At 51.0% G+C, this 23,164-nt stretch carries 32 protein-coding genes; 13 read left to right on the top strand and 19 right to left on the bottom strand.

What is annotated here, in order from left to right; translation table 11 throughout:
• Positions 1-10: 10 nt before the first annotated feature.
• Positions 11-373, bottom strand: a complete 363-nt coding sequence (gene traA, locus SERRSCBI_RS23600; protein ID WP_042785940.1) for a type IV conjugative transfer system pilin TraA — start codon at positions 371-373, stop codon at positions 11-13.
• 384 nt (positions 374-757) lie between these two features.
• Here traA and queC point away from each other — a divergent pair, with 384 nt between their 5' ends.
• On the top strand, positions 758-1,459 hold the full coding sequence (gene queC, locus SERRSCBI_RS24455; RefSeq protein ID WP_042785941.1) for a 7-cyano-7-deazaguanine synthase QueC: 702 nt from the start codon (positions 758-760) through the stop codon (positions 1,457-1,459).
• An 11-nt stretch (positions 1,460-1,470) separates the two neighbouring features.
• Here the strand turns inward: queC and SERRSCBI_RS24460 are convergent, their stop codons facing one another.
• Positions 1,471-2,328 carry a queuosine precursor transporter gene (locus tag SERRSCBI_RS24460; protein ID WP_051623994.1) on the bottom strand — a complete coding sequence of 286 codons (858 nt, stop codon included), beginning with the start codon at positions 2,326-2,328 and terminating at the stop codon, positions 1,471-1,473.
• On the bottom strand, positions 2,306-2,902 hold the full coding sequence (locus SERRSCBI_RS23610) for a helix-turn-helix transcriptional regulator (RefSeq protein WP_042785942.1): 597 nt from the start codon (positions 2,900-2,902) through the stop codon (positions 2,306-2,308). Before SERRSCBI_RS23610 ends, SERRSCBI_RS24460 begins: the two co-directional genes overlap by 23 nt.
• Before the next feature lie 171 nt (positions 2,903-3,073).
• On the opposite strand from SERRSCBI_RS23610, the gene SERRSCBI_RS24465 reads away from it, so the two are divergent.
• On the top strand, positions 3,074-3,436 hold the full coding sequence (locus SERRSCBI_RS24465) for a helix-turn-helix domain-containing protein (RefSeq protein WP_051623995.1): 363 nt from the start codon (positions 3,074-3,076) through the stop codon (positions 3,434-3,436).
• Between the two features lie 66 nt (positions 3,437-3,502).
• Here SERRSCBI_RS24465 and traM read toward each other — a convergent pair whose 3' ends face one another.
• Entirely contained in the window at positions 3,503-3,901 is a 399-nt protein-coding gene (gene traM, locus SERRSCBI_RS23615) for a conjugal transfer relaxosome DNA-binding protein TraM (RefSeq protein ID WP_042785944.1), read from the bottom strand.
• A 419-nt stretch (positions 3,902-4,320) separates the two neighbouring features.
• Here traM and SERRSCBI_RS23620 point away from each other — a divergent pair, with 419 nt between their 5' ends.
• Positions 4,321-4,791 carry a transglycosylase SLT domain-containing protein gene (locus SERRSCBI_RS23620; RefSeq protein WP_042785946.1) on the top strand — a complete coding sequence of 157 codons (471 nt, stop codon included), beginning with the start codon at positions 4,321-4,323 and terminating at the stop codon, positions 4,789-4,791.
• 78 nt (positions 4,792-4,869) lie between these two features.
• Here SERRSCBI_RS23620 and SERRSCBI_RS25400 read toward each other — a convergent pair whose 3' ends face one another.
• The 12 genes from SERRSCBI_RS25400 to SERRSCBI_RS23665 all read right to left on the bottom strand — a co-directional run bounded on the left by SERRSCBI_RS25400 (position 4,870) and on the right by SERRSCBI_RS23665 (position 14,368).
• Positions 4,870-5,373 (bottom strand): DUF5983 family protein, encoded by a 504-nt coding sequence (locus SERRSCBI_RS25400; RefSeq protein ID WP_369795944.1) that lies wholly within the window; start codon positions 5,371-5,373, stop codon positions 4,870-4,872.
• Positions 5,374-5,474: 101 nt separating this feature from the next.
• Positions 5,475-6,302, bottom strand: coding sequence for a DUF932 domain-containing protein (locus SERRSCBI_RS23625; RefSeq protein ID WP_042785947.1), 828 nt, complete (start codon positions 6,300-6,302; stop codon positions 5,475-5,477).
• A 56-nt stretch (positions 6,303-6,358) separates the two neighbouring features.
• Positions 6,359-6,730, bottom strand: a complete 372-nt coding sequence (locus tag SERRSCBI_RS23630) for a hypothetical protein (RefSeq protein WP_042785948.1) — start codon at positions 6,728-6,730, stop codon at positions 6,359-6,361.
• A 772-nt stretch (positions 6,731-7,502) separates the two neighbouring features.
• On the bottom strand, positions 7,503-8,300 hold the full coding sequence (locus SERRSCBI_RS23635; RefSeq protein WP_049866738.1) for an N-6 DNA methylase: 798 nt from the start codon (positions 8,298-8,300) through the stop codon (positions 7,503-7,505).
• 57 nt (positions 8,301-8,357) lie between these two features.
• Positions 8,358-8,621, bottom strand: a complete 264-nt coding sequence (locus SERRSCBI_RS23640) for a hypothetical protein (RefSeq protein WP_042785950.1) — start codon at positions 8,619-8,621, stop codon at positions 8,358-8,360.
• Positions 8,622-8,710: 89 nt separating this feature from the next.
• On the bottom strand, positions 8,711-9,154 hold the full coding sequence (locus SERRSCBI_RS23645) for a hypothetical protein (protein WP_232230797.1): 444 nt from the start codon (positions 9,152-9,154) through the stop codon (positions 8,711-8,713).
• Between the two features lie 942 nt (positions 9,155-10,096).
• Entirely contained in the window at positions 10,097-10,453 is a 357-nt protein-coding gene (locus SERRSCBI_RS24860) for a hypothetical protein (RefSeq protein WP_156965132.1), read from the bottom strand.
• 100 nt (positions 10,454-10,553) lie between these two features.
• Entirely contained in the window at positions 10,554-11,300 is a 747-nt protein-coding gene (locus SERRSCBI_RS23650) for a plasmid SOS inhibition protein A (protein ID WP_071883600.1), read from the bottom strand.
• Positions 11,297-11,737 (bottom strand): conjugation system SOS inhibitor PsiB, encoded by a 441-nt coding sequence (gene psiB, locus SERRSCBI_RS23655; protein ID WP_042785951.1) that lies wholly within the window; start codon positions 11,735-11,737, stop codon positions 11,297-11,299. The genes SERRSCBI_RS23650 and psiB overlap by 4 nt, the downstream gene beginning before the upstream one ends.
• A gap of 41 nt (positions 11,738-11,778) precedes the next feature.
• On the bottom strand, positions 11,779-13,602 hold the full coding sequence (locus tag SERRSCBI_RS23660) for a ParC (protein WP_232230798.1): 1,824 nt from the start codon (positions 13,600-13,602) through the stop codon (positions 11,779-11,781).
• Entirely contained in the window at positions 13,547-13,834 is a 288-nt protein-coding gene (locus tag SERRSCBI_RS25200; protein ID WP_232230799.1) for a hypothetical protein, read from the bottom strand. The genes SERRSCBI_RS23660 and SERRSCBI_RS25200 overlap by 56 nt, the downstream gene beginning before the upstream one ends.
• A gap of 93 nt (positions 13,835-13,927) precedes the next feature.
• On the bottom strand, positions 13,928-14,368 hold the full coding sequence (locus SERRSCBI_RS23665) for a hypothetical protein (RefSeq protein ID WP_232230800.1): 441 nt from the start codon (positions 14,366-14,368) through the stop codon (positions 13,928-13,930).
• Between the two features lie 733 nt (positions 14,369-15,101).
• Here SERRSCBI_RS23665 and SERRSCBI_RS23670 point away from each other — a divergent pair.
• The 5 genes from SERRSCBI_RS23670 to SERRSCBI_RS23685 all read left to right on the top strand — a co-directional run bounded on the left by SERRSCBI_RS23670 (position 15,102) and on the right by SERRSCBI_RS23685 (position 18,579).
• Positions 15,102-15,794, top strand: a complete 693-nt coding sequence (locus tag SERRSCBI_RS23670) for a ParA family protein (protein ID WP_042785952.1) — start codon at positions 15,102-15,104, stop codon at positions 15,792-15,794.
• Between the two features lie 18 nt (positions 15,795-15,812).
• A complete protein-coding gene (locus SERRSCBI_RS24470; RefSeq protein ID WP_055313860.1) occupies positions 15,813-16,148 on the top strand; it encodes a hypothetical protein in 336 nt (111 codons plus the stop codon).
• A gap of 184 nt (positions 16,149-16,332) precedes the next feature.
• The gene (locus SERRSCBI_RS23675) at positions 16,333-16,980 is read left to right on the top strand and encodes a recombinase family protein (protein WP_042785954.1); all 648 of its coding nucleotides are present in this window, start codon (positions 16,333-16,335) and stop codon (positions 16,978-16,980) included.
• Positions 16,977-17,936: an Rpn family recombination-promoting nuclease/putative transposase gene (locus tag SERRSCBI_RS23680; protein ID WP_042785955.1), complete on the top strand. Its 960-nt coding sequence runs from the start codon at positions 16,977-16,979 to the stop codon at positions 17,934-17,936. The genes SERRSCBI_RS23675 and SERRSCBI_RS23680 overlap by 4 nt, the downstream gene beginning before the upstream one ends.
• A gap of 28 nt (positions 17,937-17,964) precedes the next feature.
• Positions 17,965-18,579 (top strand): DUF2913 family protein, encoded by a 615-nt coding sequence (locus tag SERRSCBI_RS23685; protein ID WP_049866740.1) that lies wholly within the window; start codon positions 17,965-17,967, stop codon positions 18,577-18,579.
• A gap of 479 nt (positions 18,580-19,058) precedes the next feature.
• Here the strand turns inward: SERRSCBI_RS23685 and SERRSCBI_RS23690 are convergent, their stop codons facing one another.
• A complete protein-coding gene (locus tag SERRSCBI_RS23690; protein WP_042785956.1) occupies positions 19,059-19,361 on the bottom strand; it encodes a PerC family transcriptional regulator in 303 nt (100 codons plus the stop codon).
• Between the two features lie 244 nt (positions 19,362-19,605).
• Here SERRSCBI_RS23690 and SERRSCBI_RS23695 point away from each other — a divergent pair, with 244 nt between their 5' ends.
• From SERRSCBI_RS23695 to SERRSCBI_RS24475, 5 genes are all read left to right on the top strand, one after another.
• The gene (locus SERRSCBI_RS23695) at positions 19,606-19,854 is read left to right on the top strand and encodes a CsbD family protein (protein ID WP_042785957.1); all 249 of its coding nucleotides are present in this window, start codon (positions 19,606-19,608) and stop codon (positions 19,852-19,854) included.
• A gap of 188 nt (positions 19,855-20,042) precedes the next feature.
• Positions 20,043-21,211, top strand: a protein-coding gene (locus SERRSCBI_RS23705) for an IS3 family transposase (RefSeq protein ID WP_369795945.1) whose coding sequence is annotated in 2 segments (ribosomal slippage) — positions 20,043-20,298 and positions 20,298-21,211 — 1,170 coding nt in all. Because the reading frame shifts where the segments join, the coding sequence is not laid out codon by codon here.
• Positions 21,208-21,528, top strand: a complete 321-nt coding sequence (locus tag SERRSCBI_RS23710; protein ID WP_042785958.1) for a hypothetical protein — start codon at positions 21,208-21,210, stop codon at positions 21,526-21,528. The genes SERRSCBI_RS23705 and SERRSCBI_RS23710 overlap by 4 nt, the downstream gene beginning before the upstream one ends.
• Positions 21,529-21,683: 155 nt before the next feature.
• A complete protein-coding gene (locus SERRSCBI_RS23715; protein WP_042785979.1) occupies positions 21,684-22,085 on the top strand; it encodes a phage holin family protein in 402 nt (133 codons plus the stop codon).
• Positions 22,082-22,375, top strand: a complete 294-nt coding sequence (locus SERRSCBI_RS24475) for a YqjK family protein (protein WP_071883602.1) — start codon at positions 22,082-22,084, stop codon at positions 22,373-22,375. Before SERRSCBI_RS23715 ends, SERRSCBI_RS24475 begins: the two co-directional genes overlap by 4 nt.
• Before the next feature lie 139 nt (positions 22,376-22,514).
• Here the strand turns inward: SERRSCBI_RS24475 and SERRSCBI_RS23720 are convergent, their stop codons facing one another.
• Both SERRSCBI_RS23720 and SERRSCBI_RS24865 read right to left on the bottom strand, forming a co-directional pair.
• A complete protein-coding gene (locus tag SERRSCBI_RS23720; protein WP_042785960.1) occupies positions 22,515-22,748 on the bottom strand; it encodes a hypothetical protein in 234 nt (77 codons plus the stop codon).
• Between the two features lie 131 nt (positions 22,749-22,879).
• Positions 22,880-23,044, bottom strand: a complete 165-nt coding sequence (locus SERRSCBI_RS24865) for a hypothetical protein (protein WP_156965133.1) — start codon at positions 23,042-23,044, stop codon at positions 22,880-22,882.
• Positions 23,045-23,164 lie beyond the last annotated feature (120 nt).

The raw sequence follows: 23,164 nt of genomic DNA on the forward strand, positions 1-23,164 counted from the left end.
CCGCCCCCGATTAATACCCGGCGACTTTCATCCCCACCGCGATCAGAACAGAGACCACGATGAAGCCGGAGAGGTATTTGAGGTTCTTGGTGGCCATATACATCACGGCACCAACCAGCACTTCGACCAGGACGATCCATTTGACCATGGTTGAGCCGGAGCCTGCCGTTGCCTTCACATCGGCATCGCCGGATTGCAGCATGTCCTTACCGCCGGCGGCGAGAGCCACTTCCGGGAAGAACGAAGCCAGTACAGCAAACGGCAGGATCACCTTGAGGAAATTCACGACGCGTTGCCGAGAAAACAGCTTACGAAGTGAAAATCCCTGACGTTGGGCAACAGAAGAGCCCTGAGCGCTTAATGAAGCATTCATTTAAATTATCCTTGAATGAAGTAAATCTTTGGATGCAATAGAGAAACATCCTTGGCTTAGTATGAAATGAGATTATTTGAACAGTTAGCAGCACCCCCTTACATTATGAAAATTAAAGATATTTTGATAAAAAATAAGCTATTTTTGATGTAACCACTTGAAGTCAAATACAAAAAAAAACAAATAAAAATCATTCAATTAAAATTTAATCTCGTGGTATGAGTGTGATGAATTTGCTCTACGAGATGACCATCTACAGCTACCAATGGTTTGACTGATTGAACTAAAACAATGAAACTGTAGAATACATTCAACAACAAAGCAACACAAAACGCACCATATGATGCTTTTTAATTTCATCAAATTGAATAATAAGGAGTTTATATGTCAGGAAAAACAGCAGTAGTTGTATTCAGTGGAGGTCAAGATTCAACTACGTGCTTAGTGAAGGCTCTCGCTGAGTATGACTCCGTGCACTGTTTAACCTTCGACTACGGCCAGCGCCACAGTGAAGAAATTAAAATAGCGGAGCAACTTGCAAAGAAGCTAAACGTAAGCTCACATAAAATTTTGGACGTTAATGTAATCAATGAGTTAGCAATAAGTAGTTTGACTAGAAATGAGATTGAAGTGCCCGAACACAAAAATTCTGATTCGGATGGAATACCATCAACTTTTGTTCCTGGCAGAAACATCGTATTCCTTACCCTTGCCGCCATCTATGCATTTCAAGTAAATGCGGAAGATGTAATAACAGGTGTTTGTGAGACTGATTTTTCAGGATACCCGGACTGCCGTGATGTTTTTGTGAAAGCGTTAAACCACGCAGTAAGTTTAGGAATAGGAAGAGATATCAGGTTTGTAACGCCACTAATGTCATTAAACAAAGCTGAAACATGGGCATTAGCAGACAATATGGGATGTTTGGAACTCATCAGAGATGAAACTTTAACTTGTTACAATGGAGTTAAAAGTTTTGGGTGTGGGAAATGTGACGCATGTTTTCTACGATCGAGGGGGTTTAATGAATACGTACAAAATAAAGAAGAAATAAAAAAAAGCCTGCAAAAAAAACAGGCTATATGACCAATTAAATATTATTCTTGAGTAAGGTATTTATTAAATAGATACCTTGCTCCATACGCAGGAAAAACATTAACAATTGCATACGCCAACTTAATTATCACTTGAACAGCGATAATTCCTATTATTTGTTCGTTTGTCATCAAACCACTGAAAGCTATGAAACAAAAGACAACACTATCTATAACAGAGGCCACAAATATACTGGACAGAATCCTTATATATAAGTAGCGAGAATTCGTCAGCTCCTTGATTTTACAAAGCACATATGAATTAGCCAGCTCGGAGGTAAGAAAAGCTATAGTTGATGCAAGAAATGTTGATTGTATTTGATTAATAAGGCTATTATATGGACCATTGAATATCCATTCAGGTATAACAGGTAACTTCAGAGAAATATAAAGCAACCCTAATATTGCCGCATTAGCAACAACACACATATAAATGGCTTTTCTTGCCAGCCTAAATCCATAAAATTCATTCAGTAAATCTACTACTAAGAATGTAAACGGATAAACAAAAGTACCAGGCGTAATGATAAGATCAAAGTATTGTATATGAACTGGTTTGACTGCAGCTATATTACTAAATATATAACAAACACTAATAACCAAACAAAAAGCGACATAAGTTAACCACTGCTTTTCATTTCTATCTTTAAACTCATATTCAGTTTTAACACTTTCACCAGAGCTATATATTTTTCGACAAACCGCCGACACTTCTCTAGCGTTGAAATCATCAATCACTTCTGAAGATAGTAGTCTTTCGTATGGCATTGACATAACCCGCCCAGTATTCAACACCATAACGTTAGCTTTTCCATTGAGGATATCAAATCCAATTAGCTTATATTTTATATTCGCTTCCATACCTTTCCTCGATTATTGTACCAACAACATCCTCAGCAACTAAATGAGCCGAACTACCATCAATCACCTTCAAACTTTTGCTTGAAGTAACCACAAGAACATTTGCCTCATGAATGATAGCCTCACGACGAACGATGATCACATCACCTTTATTATAGTATCCTTTTATCTCTTTTGTTAGAAGTATTCCAACTACATTAGGACCTTCACCGAAGAAATAAGTTATAGGTGACGACATAACTAACCGTCCAATTTTTGCATTTACTGCAGAGAGTATAGTTGTATCTTTAATAATCGGAACCGCCAACGGGTTCATGTTACCATCGATGGTTACTAACTTATTAGATAACTCCTTTTCTTGTAAATCAACAGATTGAATTTCTTTAAATGAAACACCAAAGAATCCGGCTACTTTTCGAAGAGTATTTTCCTGAACGCGCTCTACCCTACCTTCAAGGATCTTATATATAGTAGTTCGATTAACACCGGCACCATCACTCAAAGAAACTTGTGTCTCCTTTCTCGAAGAAAGAAGGTAATTTATATTCTTTTTTATTATCTCGGTATTATTCATGGCATACTCATGATCAAATAATAGTGATGGTTAGTCAAAAGATGATACATGAAAGACATCAGATGATGAAATAAACATAGCACAGCATGAACTACACATTATCAACAGTTCTTGATTATGTGGATTTTTCACCTCCTAACACTATGTAAAATCATAATAAAGGAGGGGGCCATGATACCAAAAAGACTAAAAGATGCCAGAATATCAAATGGTTATACACAGGAGCAGTTGGCTGAACTTGTAGGTATACAAGGGGCCAATTCAAGCTCAAGACTGTCAAGTTACGAAGTCGGCAGAACAGAACCACCTTTCAGCTTAGTAGTAAAAATAGCCAACTTATTGGATTACCCAGAGTATTACTTCTATACGATAGATGATGATTTAGCCTCAGATCTTCTTGAAATGCATAGAAATAGAACAAATCCCTCCAAAAATGAATTCTACAGTTCAGTAATAGAAGAGAAAAAATTAGCTAAAAAAGTTGAAGATGCCAAAAGATTAGCAATTGAAATAATTGACTGCCTAAATAAATAGAAATCAGCAAGCATAATTACCTCACTCCAAAAAGCGGCATGAGGTAATTAATTTATTGATGATAGCTCATTCGTTAGCACTATCTGAATCAACACCAATAAAAAAACGCTCTAACTTGTCATTAACAGATTCATTTATTTCTGAAATAATTTGCTGGTAGTTATTGAGTTTTGGTTTATCTGCAACATGTGGAGCTAGAGTACTTGCACCAAGAACCTTTGCCATTGCAAGTTGAGTTTTCAATACGTTTTCCAAAAGAGTTTTGTTAAACTCCGTCTGATTAAAAGGGTCATCTTTTCTTTCCATCTGTGCCTCATAGACTCTGAGACCGAGTTCAAGAAGCATGGAAATAACACTAGATGTACTTACTTCAGTTTCAGCAGCCCCTTCTTGACGGCGCTGTTCAACAATTGCGTGAATCTTTTCAACCGCCTCTTTGCTGACATATGCTTGAATTCTTGCCATATAACTTTTACTCCATGACATTATTAGCTGACAGATAATCTGTATGTATTTTGAGTTAGCATGCACGAATCAAATCCGACTCTAATTGCGAGTCTAATGATAACTATAAAAGCGTAAACACACAACTCGCCTCTAGGGTCGTCCCTGTTTATCTATATGAAATTTAGTGATAACTCTATATAGAGTTGTGTATAAACTCGAATAACGACTCTAGTTAGAGTCCTTTAAGACTCTAGTTTCTTTCAATGTTAAAGTATAACAACAACCTAAAATAAATAACTAACTGTTTTAAATGAATAATTCTGCAAAATACAATTTTGCGTGGGGTGTGATGCAGTTACCCCAAAGAGCGCGAATTTGTTGACTCGAGATCCCGAAAAGGCTAGATTTTCACCAGGGCTAGAAATTTTAAGGACACCATGAAGAACATCATCGCAGCGTTAATGCTATTCTGTTCAACGGCCGCTATGGCTGATTGTTTTGACATGGCAGGCCGAGATTATCGTATCGACCCGGATCTGCTACGTGCTATTTCATGGAACGAGTCACGTTTTAATCCCGTGGCTATCGGCCCAAACCCTACAACAGGCTACGGCGTGGGGTTAATGCAAATTGACTCACAGCACTTTAACTCACTCTCATTGATAGGTGTGTCAGAACGGCACCTGAAGCAAGATCCGTGCATGAACATCTACACTGGTGCTTATTATCTCGCGATTGCATTTAAGAAGTGGGGAACGACCTGGCAGGCAGTGGGTGCTTATAATGCAGGGTTCAAAGACTCTCCAAAGCAGGCGCAACGACGTTACAAGTATGCGAGTAAAATCGAGAAAACCTACCGGGCGATAAAAGCCAGCAAGCAGCAACCCCTCCTCGTCCAGAACCCGTAGTTTATCCACATATGCACATAAGACAAAGCCAGTGAAGTTTCCCATCACCCTAATGGGAAACGAACGGGAGCGGTTATTTCACCGGATCAAGGTGAAATAACGTCGATTGTGTAGATGTGGGTAAGCGGATCGCAGAGTTAACAGACACCACCAAAAAACGGTCACGTTTTTTGGGGCTAACCTGGGCGCCCCTTTGGGGCAGCGGGAGCGGGAAATGTATTTCCCGCTGGGTGGGCGGGGAGAATAAGATGCGCCCCCTCGATGGGGACGCATCTTATCAGCGCGCGACCACTCAAAAACGTCGTAGCCTGGAAGAATGGGCGCATCACAATCAAAATGGATGTAGCCTGTGCGGTGATATTTAACATGGTGAATTAGAAACCGCCTCAGCGCCTTTGATGCCCCTTGCGACTTTAATACCCGCAGCCGCCAACGATAATCCGTCAGCACCAGAATATAACCGTACCGGATGTTAACCACCCAGGAACTAAAAGCCGCTTGCCCTGCCATTGTCGTTAACAGCTCATTATCTTCCGATGTAAAATGTGCCGTACTGCATACCCGTAAATTTTCCGTTTGCATCTTTCACCTCGTTATTTCATACTGTCCGCGCTGTGTTAACTGTACGTTCTGTAGCAGTGTTCGGCCCCGGTATTGATGGGCGTCATTACCGGGGCACCCTGTTACTTCATTCGGTTTTTGAATTCATCCGCAATCAGCCATAACGCACGGTTCAACTTAATATCGCCATCGATACCGTTGACCGCTCGAGTCCGGGTATTTTTACCGGTCGCGCTTTTACCGGGTAATCCGCCCTTAATCATGTTTTCCTGCACGCGCTGGAATGTCGTCCATAAATCATTGCCGTAATCCTCACGCCGACGCGGACGCAAAACTTGCGACGGCGTGATTGGGGATTTATCTTCATACTCGTAGCGATAACTTAACGCCGCCCGCGCAAATAATTCCTGGTCGCGCTCTGACAGTGAAATGCATTTCATGGTATCGAGGTCATTATCGACGCGGTCAAATATGCCGAGCACTTCATACGCGCCCTCAATCACCTGCCCGACCACATCCCCTTTATGCGGCACACGAACATCACCGAACGATTGGCCAAATACCATTCCGTTGGCACAGACATAGCGGAACATGCCGGGGATCATTTGGTAACTGCTGCTCCCGTCGTGGCTGTTCAATAATACGATTTCGGGCACTTCCTTATTGCCGGAGACAATCATATTTTCCCGACGCAGCCGCAGCATGTGTTTGGTATGGCCGCGTTTGCTTTCATCCCGAACGCGGGTCTGACAGGCATAAAACGGCTGAAAACCTTCCTCCCGTAATTTATCCAGCAGCGTAATGGTGGGAATATACGTATAACGGTCACTGCGCGAATCGTGTTTATCTTCTGAAAACACGCTCGGCACCACGTTCATTAATTCGTCGTTGGTTAACGGGCGATCTTTACGGATGGCGTTATAACGGCCAAAACGGGAAGTCAGACGCATGATATTCTCCTTGCTCTTTGAGTAATGCCGGACACTTATTTTAGACCGGCGATGAATTAACGGTATGAGTGATTGATAGCCAGCTGAAGGTGCAGCCGATAACGCGCATGTTCCCAGGCAACGACGCCGGTCTCGCCAAAATAGGCACCGGCCAGACGCTGCGCCTTAATCCAATGTTGCGCGACGGCATACGCAATTTTCGGTTTATCTGACGGCGAGTTATCGACGCCGTTAAACACCACCCGATCCGTCATCGTGTTAAAAATTTCATACAGCGATTGCGCCAGTTCGTCAGGGGACAAATACACGCCGTGTAATTCCTCCATCAATGCCAGTTGACGGATCATGATGTTTTCCGCGTCGGGATATTTTCCTGCCCATCGTTTGGAAGATTCTCTGGTGGCGGTGTTGACGTTTTGCGTGTTCATCCTGCTCTTGCTCCTCTCTGGTGGTTATTCCATCGTTCGGTGAGTTCCCTGGCGGCAAAGGGCGACGGAGCAACGGCGTAAGGAGACACGCAAGGGGCGAGACGAAAAGTTTTTACCTGGAAAAAGTTTTCGGTGAAGTGCATTTAACCCCTTGCGGGGTGACGCGACGGTGCTACGAACAGCCCTCCGCCGTGGAACGGCCGTCCGATGGCGCACCGGAAACTCAACGAGGAGGAACACGGCCGACACGGCGACAAGCCGGGGCGCCCTTAGCGTTCCTCGCCAGGGCGAGGGACAGTGAAAAGCGGCGCCGGCATCGCCGGCTGCAAGCGTGCCCATCGCGTGACGGATGGAAGCCCGTCAGGGGGGAGACGGCGTGCCGGCTCCCTGCGCAGCACGACAGCCGGGCCCGAAGGGCACGCCCAGGCATCATGCGGAAACCCGATTCACCCCAGAAATACTGGCAGCCGGAAAGGGAGAGGTATAAAAACCGGCACCAGGTCTTTGTGACAGCGTGCGAGAAGAGAAAGAATGGCCGGTGCCGCAGGCGCCGGCCATTCTTTCTGTTCGTCTTTTACCGCGCGGTGCTGACCGGAGTCACCGCCACCGGAAATAGGGCGTCGTGCCCTCCTCCGTTCCCAGGTAGCACACGGCGTCGTCATAAAACGCCCAGTATTCCCGCCCCGATCGGTAAATTCGCCCGGTAACGGCAGCGTGTCGTTTTCTGCCATGCATTATCGGGCAGGATCGCCCTGCCCTCCTCCCTCGGTTATTATCGATACATTGGCCAGCGCGTAGACGTCACGCGATACCAAAACGGCGTATACATCTCGCGCTGATACTTCAGTGTCAGGCTGTTGCCGATCACCACGCGCGCCGGGATACCCAGCAGCGACAGCTGGATGTAACACATCCGCGCCGCCACCGGATCGATGTCCACGCAGTCGGCGCGCAGCTGCGTTTGCGGGTTATAGCCCCGCGCCAGCATCACTTTGGCAAACGCGATCACCATTCCGCCCGCACCGCAGGTCGGTTCGGACAGCGTGATATACGGCTCTGTATCCAACGCCGCCAGCCGATCACCGGCCACCAGTCCCGCCATCAGCTCGGAGAGATGAAACGGCGTGAAAAACTGGCCGATGTTGCCGCTGCCCAGTTCGAGTTCCATAAACAGCGAGCCGAGAAAATCCCCCATGCCCTGATCCAGCCCGATGACCAGCAACGAAAGCAGCTGCGCCATGCGCTGCGCGTCTGCCTTCTCATAGCGCTGTATTGTGGCCATATACTCCGCCTCGATATCCGGCGACTTTAAACATGCATTCTCCAACGCGCAGGCTGCCAACTTCACAAAATCGCTGAACACTTCGTAGCGATGGTGATTACGCGCCGTTTCGCGGAACGTGGACAGAAATGCCTTACGCGGATCATCGCCGGTGATTATCCGGTTCCGGGTCGGTACGAGTACGGCAGGTTTTGGTTGTTGTGCCTCATCAACCCTGGCGTTCTTTTCCGCCGGGCATAACGCATCGACGGGTACGGAAAACAGGTCATCAAAAGAGAGTTGCGACACTATATTTACCTCCGGGTCAGTGAATAGCCGCCCCGAAAAACGGGGCGGCTCGCGTTATCAGGCCATCGCCCGCGTTAACTCCAGCGCACGCAGAACGTGCCCCCACTCACTGCCCCGCATCGACGGCACCCGTACCGATTTGCCCTTGCGAACACATCCGGCGATATGACGCCCGAACGACCGCAGATCCGGATCGACGTCGGCGGCGGCTATATCGCCGCGCGCGATCCGCCGCTGGCGTTTCACCTGCTCGCACTCAGCCTGCAGGCGCTTTACATACTCGTCGGTTACTGTCATGATGCTTGGGTCTGTTGATTTCATGGTTGAGATTCCATGTAGTTTGATAGAACGCCGGTCTAACTTTCTGAGGGGTAAACCGGCATGAGGAAGCAGCGGAAACGCTGCTTTTTTCATTTCTGGGTCTTCGTTTCCCGGCTGAGCACCTCCTTATTGATCCGCGCCAAAATGGCGCTGTGCGATAACGTCACCACGTCACGGAACTTAAAATAGCGATCGCCGACTTTGGCGAAAATGTAGGTAACGTCCCCGCAGTACATTTCGGCCAGCTTGAAAGTTTCGCTATGTGCATCTCCCTCCCAGTCTTTCGGGTACAACACCGCGATCGCGTCCATAAACTCCGTCAGGGTGATCTCCACGACTTCTGTGCGTGCTTCTTGCTCCCTCAGCTGCCAATAAGCGGCCTCGGTACTTGCATCCCACGCCATGCGGTTTTCAGTGCTGATTTCGGTTTGATACATCGTTTTTTCTCCTCTGTTAGGGTGGTTTTCCCCATATCTCCCAGAGTGTTCCTTCGTGGCGGTGTTGACGTTGATGTTGACGTTCTGTGTGTTCATGCTGTTCTCCTTCCTGGGTGGGTTATCTATCTCTCGTCGGAACCTTGCGCGGCAAAAAGCTGACGTAGCGACGGCGAACGGGTGACAGCAAGGGCGCCGCTTGCGGCGTGCACTTCACCCTTGCGGGCAACCGGGCGACGGTGCTACAAAAGCGGCCGCGTAAGGGCCGATGAGAGATAACCACCGGTGAGATGAGCAGGAACACACCCGACACGGCGAAAAGCCGGGGCGCCCTTAGCGATCGCCGGCACAGCGGCGAACAGTGAAAGTGGCGCCGGCATAGCCGGCTGCAAGCGCAGGTTGTTGCCCCTGGCTTTCAGACCTTAGCCGGCAGGCCCGAAACCGCTATGCGGGTTCGGCGAGACTTGACGCCCGCGCGCGGGCGACTAGTCGAGTAGGGCTCGAGGGCTGGGCGCTTGCGACCGGCCACCGAAGGAAGCGCCAGCTGGCGTATTGTTGTTTGCAGCTGTTAGCACCATATTCAAAACATGGGAAACGCCGAATCCAACCAAGAAAAGGCCCGATGCTACCCCACGGATTAACCACACAGCGAATCGCTTACACTAATGAATGGACATAGCACCGAGCGGATATGATTCATAACGCACGTAAAGGGGCCAAGCTAATAAGCAGGCAAGAAAAAGGCGCCGCCAGGCGCCTTGTTATTATTCTGCTTTCTTTTTTGGCCCGTTAAAACACCGGTCCTTACCTTGATTTACGCATTGATATCAATTCACAAAAGGCTATCACTACGACTGACACTATCACCGGAAATGCCCATGATTGCCACGTATCACTGGAGCGAGCAATAACAGGCACCTTATCCCGAAGCAGTATTTCCAATAATTCGTATGCTCCGAGGCTCAAAATCCACCAAATCATGATTAATTTCATAATATTATTTCCTTATTAATAATCGATGAGTTTATTGACAACAGCAGCCTAATCACCGCTACCGCCATCCCTATTCATCAATAGTTTCAATGGGAAGGAAACGACCGAACAAAAAACGCCCAAATACATCAATACACTGGACAACTGAGAGGCCATCTCACCCATTCCACTAACAACGTTTGAAAAAGGCGAGTTCAGAGGTTCCGCTGGTGTAAATTCCGCTCCATAAAACATGTTAAATACAATAGATACCAAGATAAAAATCAGCCCAGAATACAACAAACTAGCATTGCATATTGCGCTTAAATGTTTATGAATCTTTTGAAACGCACCATTTTTTGCCTGTTTTGTCAGGAAAACAATAGCACATGACATCATCAAAACTATCGCAATAAACCCAAGCATATTAATCTCCAAAATAATTTATTTTACTAACTCTCGATATTCACTACATTACCTTTACTTAGGCATCACAATCAAATGCCCGTAACTTGTTATTGTGTCGCTAACCGCTTCTTACAGTCGGGTAGCAGCACATCAGGCGATTGGGAATTCGGGCATCATTATCAGCCCTGTCAGCAGCGGATAGATCGCCGTTGATCAGACTGACCTGTAGACAATTTTCCCAGAATGGCCTCGCTGACCAGAGGTAGCAATCCAGTTCGGCAAGGCATGGGAATCGGCTCGTCCACGCCTGTACCAACCCGAACAAGTCACAATCCGCTATTCCCTGTTGCTTAGCACGGCGTACCCAGCGATTAAGTTCCCCCGGAGTGATGAACGCAAGCTCTATCTCCGCCTGTGCTTTCCGCACCTGGTAACGACGCCGTTTATGTTGTCGGATGTTGTCATCGATGCGCGCCTGCCGGGTGTGTTTCATCGTCAGCCGATGCTCGAACCGCTGACGGCGGCGGCGGTTCACTTCTGGAAACAACGTGTCGCGGGTGTCGCCCGGCAACGGAGAATAACAGTGCTCGCCCCTGCTGGCGATAAGGGTGTCGAGCGCGTCCATATAGTCTTCTTTGCGCGTGGCACGGCGGCGGTCGCCGGGCCGGTAGGTTACATCAATCATGCGAAGATCCTTGGCTGAAAGTGTGGGCCGTCCTGTTAACTGGCGGAAAAACGCCGTAGCATATGGGTAGACGGGCAACCGTCTGCCCGTTTCACGCCGGGCTTCGACCTGCGCGATGGCCTGCCAGACGGCCTGCAGATACGGGTGCCACGGCACCAGAGCGAGATGATTTGGGATCACAGGCAATGCCCTCCCATCCGCAACGCGACTGCCAGCTTTTCCGGCCGCCAGAAACCCCGCCGGTAATAGCCGGCCACGGTATGCAGCACCCGGTTGACCGTGGCCGGGGTGTAATGCTCATCCAGGTACAGCCACGCCAGCGACTGACCGCCTTCAAACGGCAGCGTCATTGACCAGTTCGGCACCTCCGCGCCCGCACTGCACAAGTAGAGCGCTGTCGCCTCATCCCCTGCCGGGCTTATCCGGCATACCACCGGCACGCGCCCGCAGAACTCGCAGCCCTCTTCCGCCACCACGCGCCAGCCTTCCGGCAGCGCCAGTTGACCCAGCACCGCGCAGTTGAGCATCACCCGGTACTCCCTGCCCCGATCGCGGTACTGCTCCAGTTCGTCGGCGCTCATCGCCGTCAGTGTTTCCAGATTGAATGCATTTTTCATCGCTGTTTTCTGCCGCCCGATGGGCGGCAGCTCCCTGTCTGTTAGGCGGCGGCGCTGTTGTCAGCGTCCTGTAAGGTGGTGGTGTCCTCGGCCACCGGCAGCAGGCACTCCGGCACCCAGCCGCTGGCGGTCAGCTCGTCCTCGGCCAGCTGCGCGGCGTCGCCCTTCTTCATCTTGAGCACCGAGGCCGCCTGCGCCACCTTCCCGGCGTCAACCAACGCATCGCTCATCAGCTCCTTGCTGATCCGCCCGAAGTAATTGGCCTTGCTCGGTTGCCACCAGTCGCGCAGCGTGAAATCCAGCGCGTGCTCGAGCGGCGTCAGGGCATCGCCGACTTTGCCATCCTTTGCAGGCCACAGCTGCACGGCATCGAGCGACAGGCCGACGCAGTACGCCAGCAGCGCCACGACCTCGGCCTGTTCCCACGTCAACAACCATGAGAAATCGGTATTCCACTCCGGCGGCAATTTCGCCTCCCACTGCGCGTGCAGCTCGCCCAGCTGGCGATCGGCGCGGCTCCCTTCTGCCGTCGGGGCTTTGGTCAGCAGCTCCCCACGTTTTGGAGTCATGCTGGTTTGAAGCAGCGAACTGGCGTAGCGTGAACCGAACACTTTCACCGCCAGCGTGTGGGTGTGTAGCGCCAGCGCGACGGTCGGGTTCTCGACCAGCGCGCCCATCACCGCCAGTGTGCGTTCCGCCGACAAACTGGTGATCAGCGCCGCCGACAGCCCTTTTTCCTTGGTTTTCGGTGCCGCCGCCTCAGTGGTCGCTGCGCCCTCGCCGTTGTCATCAGCGCCATTCCCGGAGATTGCTTCGCTCGCCCGCAACACGATCCCTCGCTGATAAACCACCTCCCCATCACGCAGGGACGCCACTACCCCGCCGCTGCTGCGCATCGTCTGCGGCCATGAACGGACGATTGCCTGCGCGGTCAACCGCTCAAGATCGGCCTGTACCGCGTCGCTTTCGACGTTCAGCGCGTGGGTATCGATATCGGCATCCGCCGCCTCGAATGCCGCTTCCAGCTCACTGAACCGCGCTTTCAGCCGTTTGATCTCGGCCTGTTCGTCAGCGGTAAATTCCGGCTGCGGTTCGGCCAGCTCGCGGTACAGCTCCGCATCCTCACCCCACGTTTTAATGGCCGAAATGCGCCCTTCCGCCCAGCTCCAGCCCTCGTCCTCTGCCACCTGCTGCGCCAGCGCGTGCAGTTTTTCGCGGGCAAGACGCTCCAGCATCGCCGGTTCGGTCAAAAAGCCCTCGTCGGTAAACAGATCAAATTTGAAGGTGCCGCCCGCCGCTTCGTAGACTTCGCGCCCGACGAATGCCAGCTGGTTGTTGTCTCTGGCCGAGACTTCGCCTTTCAGCACCGCCTCGCGCAGGTGCTGCGGCGCAGCCGCCCAGCCGTGCGCGTTGTCCCACACGTCACACTGACGTTGATGATCGTCGGTGGCCGACAGCGCCTGCAGCTGGTCGAGGGTGATCTGGTCGTCGGCCAGCGCATCAAGCAGCACCGGCGCCATTGTTGCCAGACGCAGACAGCGCTGAACGTGGCGCGTGCTGAACCCCAGCAGATCGCCGATCTGTGCCGGAGTTTGCCCGTCTGCCGACAGGTCGCGGAACGCTGTAACCTGATCGGCCGGGTGCATCTGCTCGCGCTGGCTGTTCTCCATCATCGACACTACGCGCGCCATCGCCTTGTTGACGACCAGCACCTCAACCGGATAATCGTCGGTCACGACGCCGTCCGGGGTGGTCTTGTCGGCGTCTTTATCAAGTGACATTAACCAGCGCAGCGCCAACGTGCGGCGCTCACCGGCGGCAACGCCGTAGCGGCCATCCTCCATCTCGAACACGACCAGATTCATCAGCAGACCGGCTGAACGGATGGCGGCGGCCAGCCCCTCGATCGATGCCTGCGAGGATTTTTTTTTTGCGCACGTTCAGGTCGGTCAGCACCAGTTGGCCGAGCGTGGCGGTTTTGCGCACGGCCTTGGCCAGCGCCGCCTCGATTTTTTCAGAGAGCGCGCTTTTCTTGGTGGTTTTGGCCGGACGGGTTGTCTTGCCCTTGGTTGGTGCTTTAGACTCAGTCATAGACATGGTGTAGCTCCTTCAAGTTATTGCCTGTTGAGCCAGCGTCAGAAGTTGACGCTTCCGCGCTGGCGGTGAGAAAGCGGCAGCGATGCCGCTTTTTTATTGCCCTGAATTCATGCGCCAGTGGGTCATCGTCATCTGATCGCTGGCAGCCACCGGCCAGCCCCCGACGATCCACACCGAAATGGTGTCGAAATCCCCAAAGTCAGCGAACACCTCTTCCGCCCCTGCCGGTACAACCGGGGGTTCAATGGTGCCGGTCGAGCGACCGCACACCGCCTTCACATAGCAAAACAGGTCATACACCTGCGGTATGGTCAGAGCACTGCTGGTCTGTGCGGATGCTGCTGTAGGCTTCGTTGTCGCGCCGTTGACGTTTTGTTGAGCCATGTTGAAATCCTCCGTGGGGTGATAACTGATGCCGCTGTGAGTATTCGCCGTCGCAATAAACTGATTCAGCACGGCGAAGAGCGGCACCAAGGGGCGGAGACAAAAAGTTTTTTTGACCGCAGGGAGGAAAAAGTTTTTGGCGGAGTTCATACACCCCTTGGTGTTCAAGCGAGGCGCTGTGCTGTTATCAGTTGCGGCGGGAAGACTTACTGCGGCTAAAGCCCCTGGAAGGTTGAACACGGATCAACCCGACACGACGGCGCGACAGCGGCCGGCGGGGCGTCAACAACGGCCTGCAGCCAGGCTGCAGGACAGTGAGTGCGGCGCCGGCATCGCCGGCTGCAAGCGGGGTTGCGTGAGGATGGAAGCCCGCAGGGGGAGACGGCCGGCCGGCTCCCTGCGCAGCACGACAGCCGTCCCCAACGGGGCACGCCCAAGACTAACGCATGAGTCCAACATAGAATCACCAATCTGGCACCAACAATGAATTCAAGTTGAATTCAACTATGAATCCCACCTAAAAAAACGATAAAAATCATACTAAAGTGAACCAAAAATGGAGTTCAGTTAGACGCCTAAAAAGAATCCAAAAAGGAATTCATAAAAGGATTCACAAAGGATTCCACAAATGTCTAACGAAGGTTACCTTTAAAGAATCCACAAAAGAAACCACACACGGTAACCTTTTAGAATTCACAAAAGAATTCATTAAAGATATCACAATGGATTCATATGAATTCAGCAAAGCCCTCATATAATGCACACGACAAGAATTCTAAATGAATTCCACTAGAATTCCCAGTTGACAACACAAAGGAATTCCTCAAAGATACCAACATGAATTCAGATGAATTCTTACAAGACATCAACGGAGGGTCAATGTATGCCAGTCATTGTGTTCGTATCCCCAAAAGGTGGGGCAGGAAAAACCACGTCTGCCTTGGCACTAGCTCTACAGATAGCAAAAAGAGTTCCGGTAACAGTCATCGATGCAGACCCGAATCACCCGATTAAATCCTGGTCTGAAGGGGGGGGTACACCTGAGAGCATGACAGTCATTTCAGATGTAAGCGACAAGACGATAGGGGAAACAATCGCAGATGCTGCGACCAAGACCCCCTTTGTGATAGTTGATTTAGAAGGCACAGCTGCAACCATTGTAGCCTACGCAATTGCCGAGTCAGACTTTGTCGTAGTCCCAACCCAAGGTTCCCAGCTTGATGCAGAACAAGCCAGTAGAGCTTTTGGTTTAATTCGCGCCCATGAGCGAGGCATTCAGAAGCATAAGCCTGATTACAAGCTACCTTATGCTGTTTTGTTCACTCGCACCTCAGCAGCGATACAGAGTCGTGATACCAGGCATATTAGGAAGAGCTTCGAAGCAGGTGGCATTCCTTTTTTTGAAACCGAATTAAACGAACGCGCTGCATTCAAAGCAATGTTCTCGTACCGGCAACCTCTTGAAATGCTCCCTACAAACGAGGTTTCAAATGTTGAAAAAGCCATCGAGAACGCAGAAGCCTTTACGCGCGAAGTTATTGGCAGAATAACCGCCGGCACTCCGGTTACACCATGACAGTAGGGGGAATAAACCATGAGTCGTGTTGATCCGTTAGAGAATTTGAAAAATTTTGAACCTAAAGCTGCCGTCGAAAAAAAATCAAAGCAGAGCGATGCAGAAATTGAGGAGCTGGCAAACCAACACGGTTTTGTTGGAAGGCAAACAACAGCGCTATCTCAGCCCGTTGAACGCTCAAGACGACGTTTCAAGACAGGGCGGAATATACAAATCAATATTAAAGGTGAACTTGAAACCAAGAATGAGTTATACCGCATCGCCGATCTAATCGACCAGCCATTAGGTGAGACTCTCAAGCGTGCATTGGCGGCTTTACAGCGAGAACTGGATCAAGCAGAAGGCTCTGCGTAATAGTTAAAAGCGGGAGGGCAGGGGCTCCCGCCCATTTGAATGAACAGCTCCGGCCCAATCTCTCATAAAGGTATACCTTTGTGAGAGCTAGGGTGATTTGTTCAAAAAAAGTATCACATAACTTGATTTAGTAAATTTGATACGCAAAAATCTCATCATCTAATGTCTAGTGAGATTAAATCGTATGGCGCTCGTCGGTTATGCTCGTGTATCCACGACAGATCAGGATCTGACACATCAGATAGCGGTGCTGACTTCAGCCGGCTGCCGTAAAATCTTCTCGGAGAAAATGACCGGCGCCAGGAAAGAGGGCCGTCAGGCACTCGATGACTGCCTTGATTACTTGCGAGAAGGGGATACGTTGGTGATCACCCGTATCGATCGCCTGTCACGCAGTCTGCGCGACTTACAGAATCTGGTTCATGAGCTTGAAGGGCAAAACATCAAGCTCAGGGCGACAGAGCAGGCCATCGATACCTCTTCGGCGTCCGGCAAGGCTTTCCTTGATATGTTGGGCGTATTCGCCGAATTCGAGACACGCCTGCGTCAGGAACGGCAACGGGAAGGCATTGCCCGCGCGAAAGCCAGAGGGGCATATAAAGGAAGAAAACCCACCGCTCAGGCGAAAGCGCAGCAGGTGATTGAATTGACGATGGCCGGACTCACCCGCGAAGCGGTTGCCGACCAACTGGGCATTGGCAGGGCCAGCGTCTACCGAATATTAAAAACCTGGCGACAGCAACATCCCGACGCTATTCTGCCCGGAGAACGGGTGAAGCCTTCGCTCAGCCATAGTGAGCCGGCGGCCGAACATGTTACGATAGTCCCATGAAAAAAAATCCAACGCCCCATGATGCCACTTTCCGGCAATTTCTGACGCAACCCGAAATTGCCCGCGACTTCATGGAGATACATTTGCCGGCCGAACTGCGGGCCATCTGTGACCTCAGCACGCTGAAGCTGGAGTCCGGCTCCTTTGTCGAAGATGACCTGCGCCAGTATTTCAGCGACGTGCTCTACAGCCTGAAAACCAACGACGGCGCAGACGGTTACGTGCACGTGCTTATCGAGCACCAGTCCAGCCCGGATAAGCACATGGCGTTTCGCCTCATTCGATACGCTGTCGCCGCCATGCAGCGTCACCTCGACGCCGGCCACAAAAAGCTGCCGCTGGTCATTCCGGTACTGTTCTATACCGGCAAACGCAGCCCGTATCCTTACTCGACCAACTGGCTGCAGGAGTTTGATGATCCGACGCTGGCCGGGAAACTGTACACCGGCGATTTTCCGCTGGTTGATGTGACGGTCATTCCCGACGAAGAGATTATGGGTCACCGCAGCATGGCCGCACTGACCCTGCTGCAGAAACATATTCGCCAACGCGACCTGGCCGAGCTGACCGACAAGCTGTCCGCCATTCTGCTGGCCGGTTATCTCTCTTCGCCACAGGTGATTTCGCTGATACACTATATTATCCAGGCCGGTGAATCGGCGAATGCAGAGGCATTTGTCCGCGAACTGGCCCTGCGGGTTCCGCAACACGAGGAGGAACTGATGACCATCGCACAACAGCTTGAACAAAAAGGTATCGAGAAGGGTATCGAACAGGGTATCGAACAGGGTATCCAGAAAGGTATCCAGTTGGGTGAACAACGCGGTATTGAAAAAGGGCGCAATGAAGGCAAACTCGAAGTTGCCCGTACCATGCTGGCCAACGGCCTCGATCGCGACGCGGTGATGAAAATGACCGGGCTGACCGCTGACGACCTGGCCCAAATTTGCCACTAATCCTTTGCGTCGACGGGCAGGGCAGCCATTGTCAGATAAAACAACATCCGTTTCCCCGGAAAACACCACCTCAGCGCTCAGCCATCTGGCGTTCTGCGCCCTCGCGGCGCTGGGGCTGGCGCGCCAGGACGGTATCGCCGGCACGCCCTATGCCGAAAACCTGTTCCTGATCCGCTGGCTGGCCACCGCCCAAAAGCAAAAACGCTTCCCCGGGAGCGTCGCGATTGATATCCAGTGGTTACTCGACCGCGGCCGTAAGCACGGCCCGGCGGGCAAACTGCGCCAGCATCTTGAGTATCTCTGGCGTTCCTGCAGCGGCAATCTGGCCGCTCAGTCCGACCTGTTCCGTCTCACCTACGCCTCTGAAACCCTGAAAGACCAGGGCTGGGACAATTATGTGCTGGATGCGAAAGAGTGGAAGTCCGGCGTCGTGCCGACACCGTCACAGCATAACGGGTTCTATGTCGAAAAAACGGCGCTGAACGCCGCTTTTGCCCTGGACGGTCGCCATCTGCACTCTGTCACATTTCGGGTGATCGGTGACGCCGACCGGTTTATGCATGTGATGGCCGAGTACGGACTGTGTACGCGCCGGCAGGGCAGCACGTCAGCCTACCACACCATAGCGCTCGAACCAGCATAATACCGCTACCGTCACGGTTCACATATTCCGCCAACGGCGCCGTCCCCTGCTGCCAAGACGATATCCACAAATTTGGGGGATAACCTGTGCGCATCGCCGGTAAAAATATTCACCTCAAAATGTGGGGCTAGTGCCCACCTCGCGGTTGACCTCACTATAGTCCCTTACCATTCCTCGTCGGTTTTATATTATACTGGTTATACATACAGTGTGGTTATAATAACACGTTTCGTTTCCGACCAGAGGAGAACGCCCAATGAGCAATGTATCACGACCCCGCTAACACAGGACGTGGCCAAGTCGCGCTAAAGCACTGTAAGCGCCATTACCGCCACCGAGAAGGCGTTCAGCAAAGGTGCTAATGCACAAGGGCAACAATCCCGACCGGTCCGCTCGGCCTCGACATTGTGATCGGTAGGGATCTTCAGGTCGCCGCATCACCCAAATTGGGTTCCGGCGTAGAACCCCTTCCTGTTTGATTATTCCATTCGCCACAGATCCGGGTCGTTCGGCATGCCGTTTCTCGCCACGAGCGTCGCGCCCGCCGGCGCGGTGCCGTCACTGACACGGCGGACCTGTGCTGGCGCCCGTGCCAGGCAATAGCGCAGGCGCTGCAGCACCGCTTCTATCACGTGGTCGTCTGCCTCACGAAGCAGTACCTGCTGCCAGCGCGTGGCGGCACGCCGCCACAGCCCCTGCGACTCCAGGCGAAGAGCCGTTTTATCAGCAGGCAAAGCAACATAAGGCGAAGTGTTACCACGACAATAATACTGCGCACCCATAGAATCTCTCCTTATCGAGGGTTATGCCAAAACCGCCAACATTTTCGGCTAGAGGTTTTACACCAAGGATATTGTGGTCAACTTGATTATATTATGGTCAAAAGCACCAAGCAGTTCATGCTTAGCTATCAAAAAAGCTGCTATAGCGTGTGTTCGAGTATTTGGCACATTTTTTGTATAACGTTAATGCTGGCGAAATAAAGCTGGTTAAATATTCTGAGTCATAACCGTTATGGAGAACATCATGTTTGGGAAAGCTGAAGACAAAGTAAAAGAAGTTGCTGGCGAAGCGCAGGAAAAATACGGTGAACTGACCGACGATTACGGGCACCAGGTAAAAGGAGCGGCCCGTAAAGTCGCGGCACAGGGGAGTCAGGCAGCTCAGGAGGCTGCTGAAGTCGTACGTGATAATGTGGAAAACAATCCATTTGCGGCGATCTCCATCGCTGCAGGCATTGGCTTACTGATTGGTCTGCTCATTGGCCGTAAATAAGATAAACGCGGGCGCAAAGCCCGCTTTTTCTGATAGTAGGTGCTTTACTATAATTTAAAGGAGTTAAAAATGAATATATTAAATATAGTTATCCTTTCTGCAACATTGGTATCCTGTAGTGGCACACTGATACTGGCCACCTGATCGGAAGGTGATATTCTCACTTCCCCAACACCACAGGTGAACCAATGGCAAAACATTTCACGGCAGAATTTAAGCTCGAAGCAGCAAAACTGGTTGTCGACCACGGCTATACCTACGTTAAGGCCGCAGAGGCAGTTAATGTCAGCCATTCGGCTATTACCCGCTGGGTTAATAAACTGAAACTCGAGCGTCAGGGGAAAACGCCTGCCGGGCTTCCTCTGACGCCAGAACAGATTGAGCTGCGTGAGGCGAAGAAGAAAATTCAACGCCTTGAAATGGAAAATGAAATCCTAAAAAAGGCTACGGCGCTCTTAATGTCGGACGCACTCAACGGTTCACGGTAGTCGACAGGCTGAGAGCGCGATATCCGGTCGCTGTGTTGTGCCAGACTTTTGAAGTCCATCGCAGCAGCTACAGGCACTGGCAGACTTCGGGCAGTGAGCCCGATGGTGAGCGAGTAGCTAAGCGCAGCCAGGTCATGGAAGCCTGGAACGCCAGCGGCGGCTCTGCCGGCGCTCGAAGCATCGCGACTATCGTCACCAGGAACTCGGGTGTCAAAATGGGCCGCTGGCTGGCCGGTAAGCTGATGAAAGAGCTGGATATCGCCAGCTGCCAGGTACCGGCCCACAAATACAAACGCGGCGGCAACGAACACGTTGAGATACCAAACTTTCTCGACCGCCAGTTCGCGGTCACCGCGCCGGACCAGGTCTGGTGCGGTGATGTGACCTACATCTGGACGGGTAAATGCTGGGCTTATCTGGCGGTGGTGCTGGACCTGTTCGCCCGTAAACCGGTGGGCTGGGCGATGTCGACGTCGCCGGACTCGGCACTGACGGTCAAAGCGTTGCAGATGGCCTGGGAGCTGCGCGGTCGTCCCGTGGGCGTGATGTTCCACAGTGACCAGGGCAGTCACTATACCAGTCGCCAGTACCGGCAGGCGCTGTGGCGCTGCCAGATAAAGCAGAGCATGAGTCGTCGGGGTAACTGTTGGGATAACGCACCAATGGAGCGGTTCTTCCGGAGCCTGAAGACCGAATGGGTACCGACGAAGGGCTACAACAGCTTCAACGAGGCTCAACGCGCGATAATCTGCTATATCACGGGCTATTACAGCGCTGTGCGGCCTCACTGGTACAACGGCGGCTTGACGCCAAATGAATCGGAGCGACTGTACTACATACAGTCTAATGCAGTGGCCAGTATTAGTTGACCACTACATCCACAGGCGCTCTGGCCGAATCTATCAATGCTGAACATTTAAAAAACAAAGCAGGGCAGAAGGCTGAGCAGGCCACCAATCGTGCTGAAGAAACGACTCACAAGGCAAAAAACCGGCTTGAGGAGAAACAACTTCAGGCTGAAAACCGGCTCAAAAACGGCGGAGAAGCAACCGCGACAGATAAGGTAAAGGAAAACTCACAGAAAGCCTGGAACCGGACCAAGGAAACCACAGAAAAAGGCTGGAATAAAACAAAAGAAGCCGCTCAACAGGCGGGTGACGCGGTAAGCGAAAAAGTAGGCCATTAACTCGATTCCCCGGCCTGTCCGGGGATACCGGATTAAACTTCGCGTTAACCTCTCTGGACTGCGATTTAAAAAACACGGCAGAGCCATTGCTCGCCGGTCAGTGATGAAGCACAGTGGCAAAGAAGCCCTGTCGGACAAAACAGAAGGACGCCGTTATGAGAAAAATGAATGATCCGCAGCGGGGCCCCTCCCGTGGCCTGATAGACACTATTCGCCGCGTATTTACCGCCCTTACCGGAACGCTGCATACCCGCCTGGAGCTTGTAGCCGTTGAGCTGGAAGAAGAGAAAAGCCGCATTACCCATCTCCTGATAATGGTGGGGCTGGCCCTTCTTTTCACTGCGTTTGGTATTATATCCCTTCTGGTGTTTATTCTGTTGTTAGCCTCACCGGAACATCGCCTCATGGTACTGGGGGGGGCTTCCGCTGTGTTTATTGTTCTCGCATTAGCTTCGAGCATTTTCATCAGACAAATAATTTCCCGTAGCAGTATATTGCCAGAGACCCGCAGACAACTCAGTAAGGATTTGAGCATTCTTAAGGGGGATGAAGCATGAATGTCAGGGAACTCAGGGAAAACCGTAAACAACAACTATTGCAACAAATAGCACAACAGCGACAGACATTGAGCCTGTTAAAGAGTGATTGGCTAAGACTGTCGGAACCCGTTGATCGCGGCTGGCAGGCATTATACCGTTGCCGGGCTTTTATCGTTCCCGGTATCGGGATAGCCGCCCTGTATGCGCTCAAATCTAAACCACGTCGTCTGATCATATGGCCACGCAGAGCTGTGGCCGCATGGGGGGCAATGAAATTTATTCGTCAACGGATCCGCCTGTTCAGATAACAAGACAAGAGGCTGGTTTAGGTTCTCGCGCTCCATGATTGAACCACCGCCCCTAGTCTGTTTCAGCCTTCGAAAAATCTGGGGTTCCCATGTAGAACCCCCTTATTATCGCCTTCAGCCAGCTGCCTACGCTTTCGCATTATTTGCCAAACGCCCGTTCACGAGTTTCCAACTCCTCATCGCTGGCCAGTAACCCGTCCACTGAGACATCCCTGTCTTTCCAGGCCAACAATGACCTGATGTCGTCAGAGCGTCGTTGACGATGCGCTTTGAGCATGTTGCGCCGCCGGGCGTTGTCGGCCATTGCCTTGCGCGCCAGTTCGCCGCGCGCCTTCAACATGGCCAGGTACAGCCGGTATTCCTGTTTATCCATGGCATGATTTCCTTATTGGGGGTGGATGGGTCGTGCCAATTTGATATTGGGAGTAGTCGTCTCATCCGGGGCGTATTGACGTTTAGGATGAGATCGACTTTCCAGAGTTTGCACGAACCATATTAACCTCATCATTTTTCAATTACAGCAGGATCTGAGCTATATCCAGAAGCCTTTTCAGCATCCCTTACCTGCTCCCACAAAGATTTATTAGGGGTTTCAGGACAACCTACAAGAACTAACGTAAAAATAAACATCAGCGTAAATCGTAAAATTGCCAGGCTGTATTTACTCACCAGCTTTCCTTAATTGATTAAAAGAACAAAGCACGCTCCAAACCTATTCCATTAAAGTTAGTTACATCTTTTTATATGAGAATCCCTCTATAAAAAGTAGTTTCTTAGACTGCATCTTGA

The organism is Serratia sp. SCBI (assembly GCF_000747565.1).
GTDB classification, from domain to species: Bacteria; Pseudomonadota; Gammaproteobacteria; order Enterobacterales; family Enterobacteriaceae; genus Serratia; species Serratia ureilytica.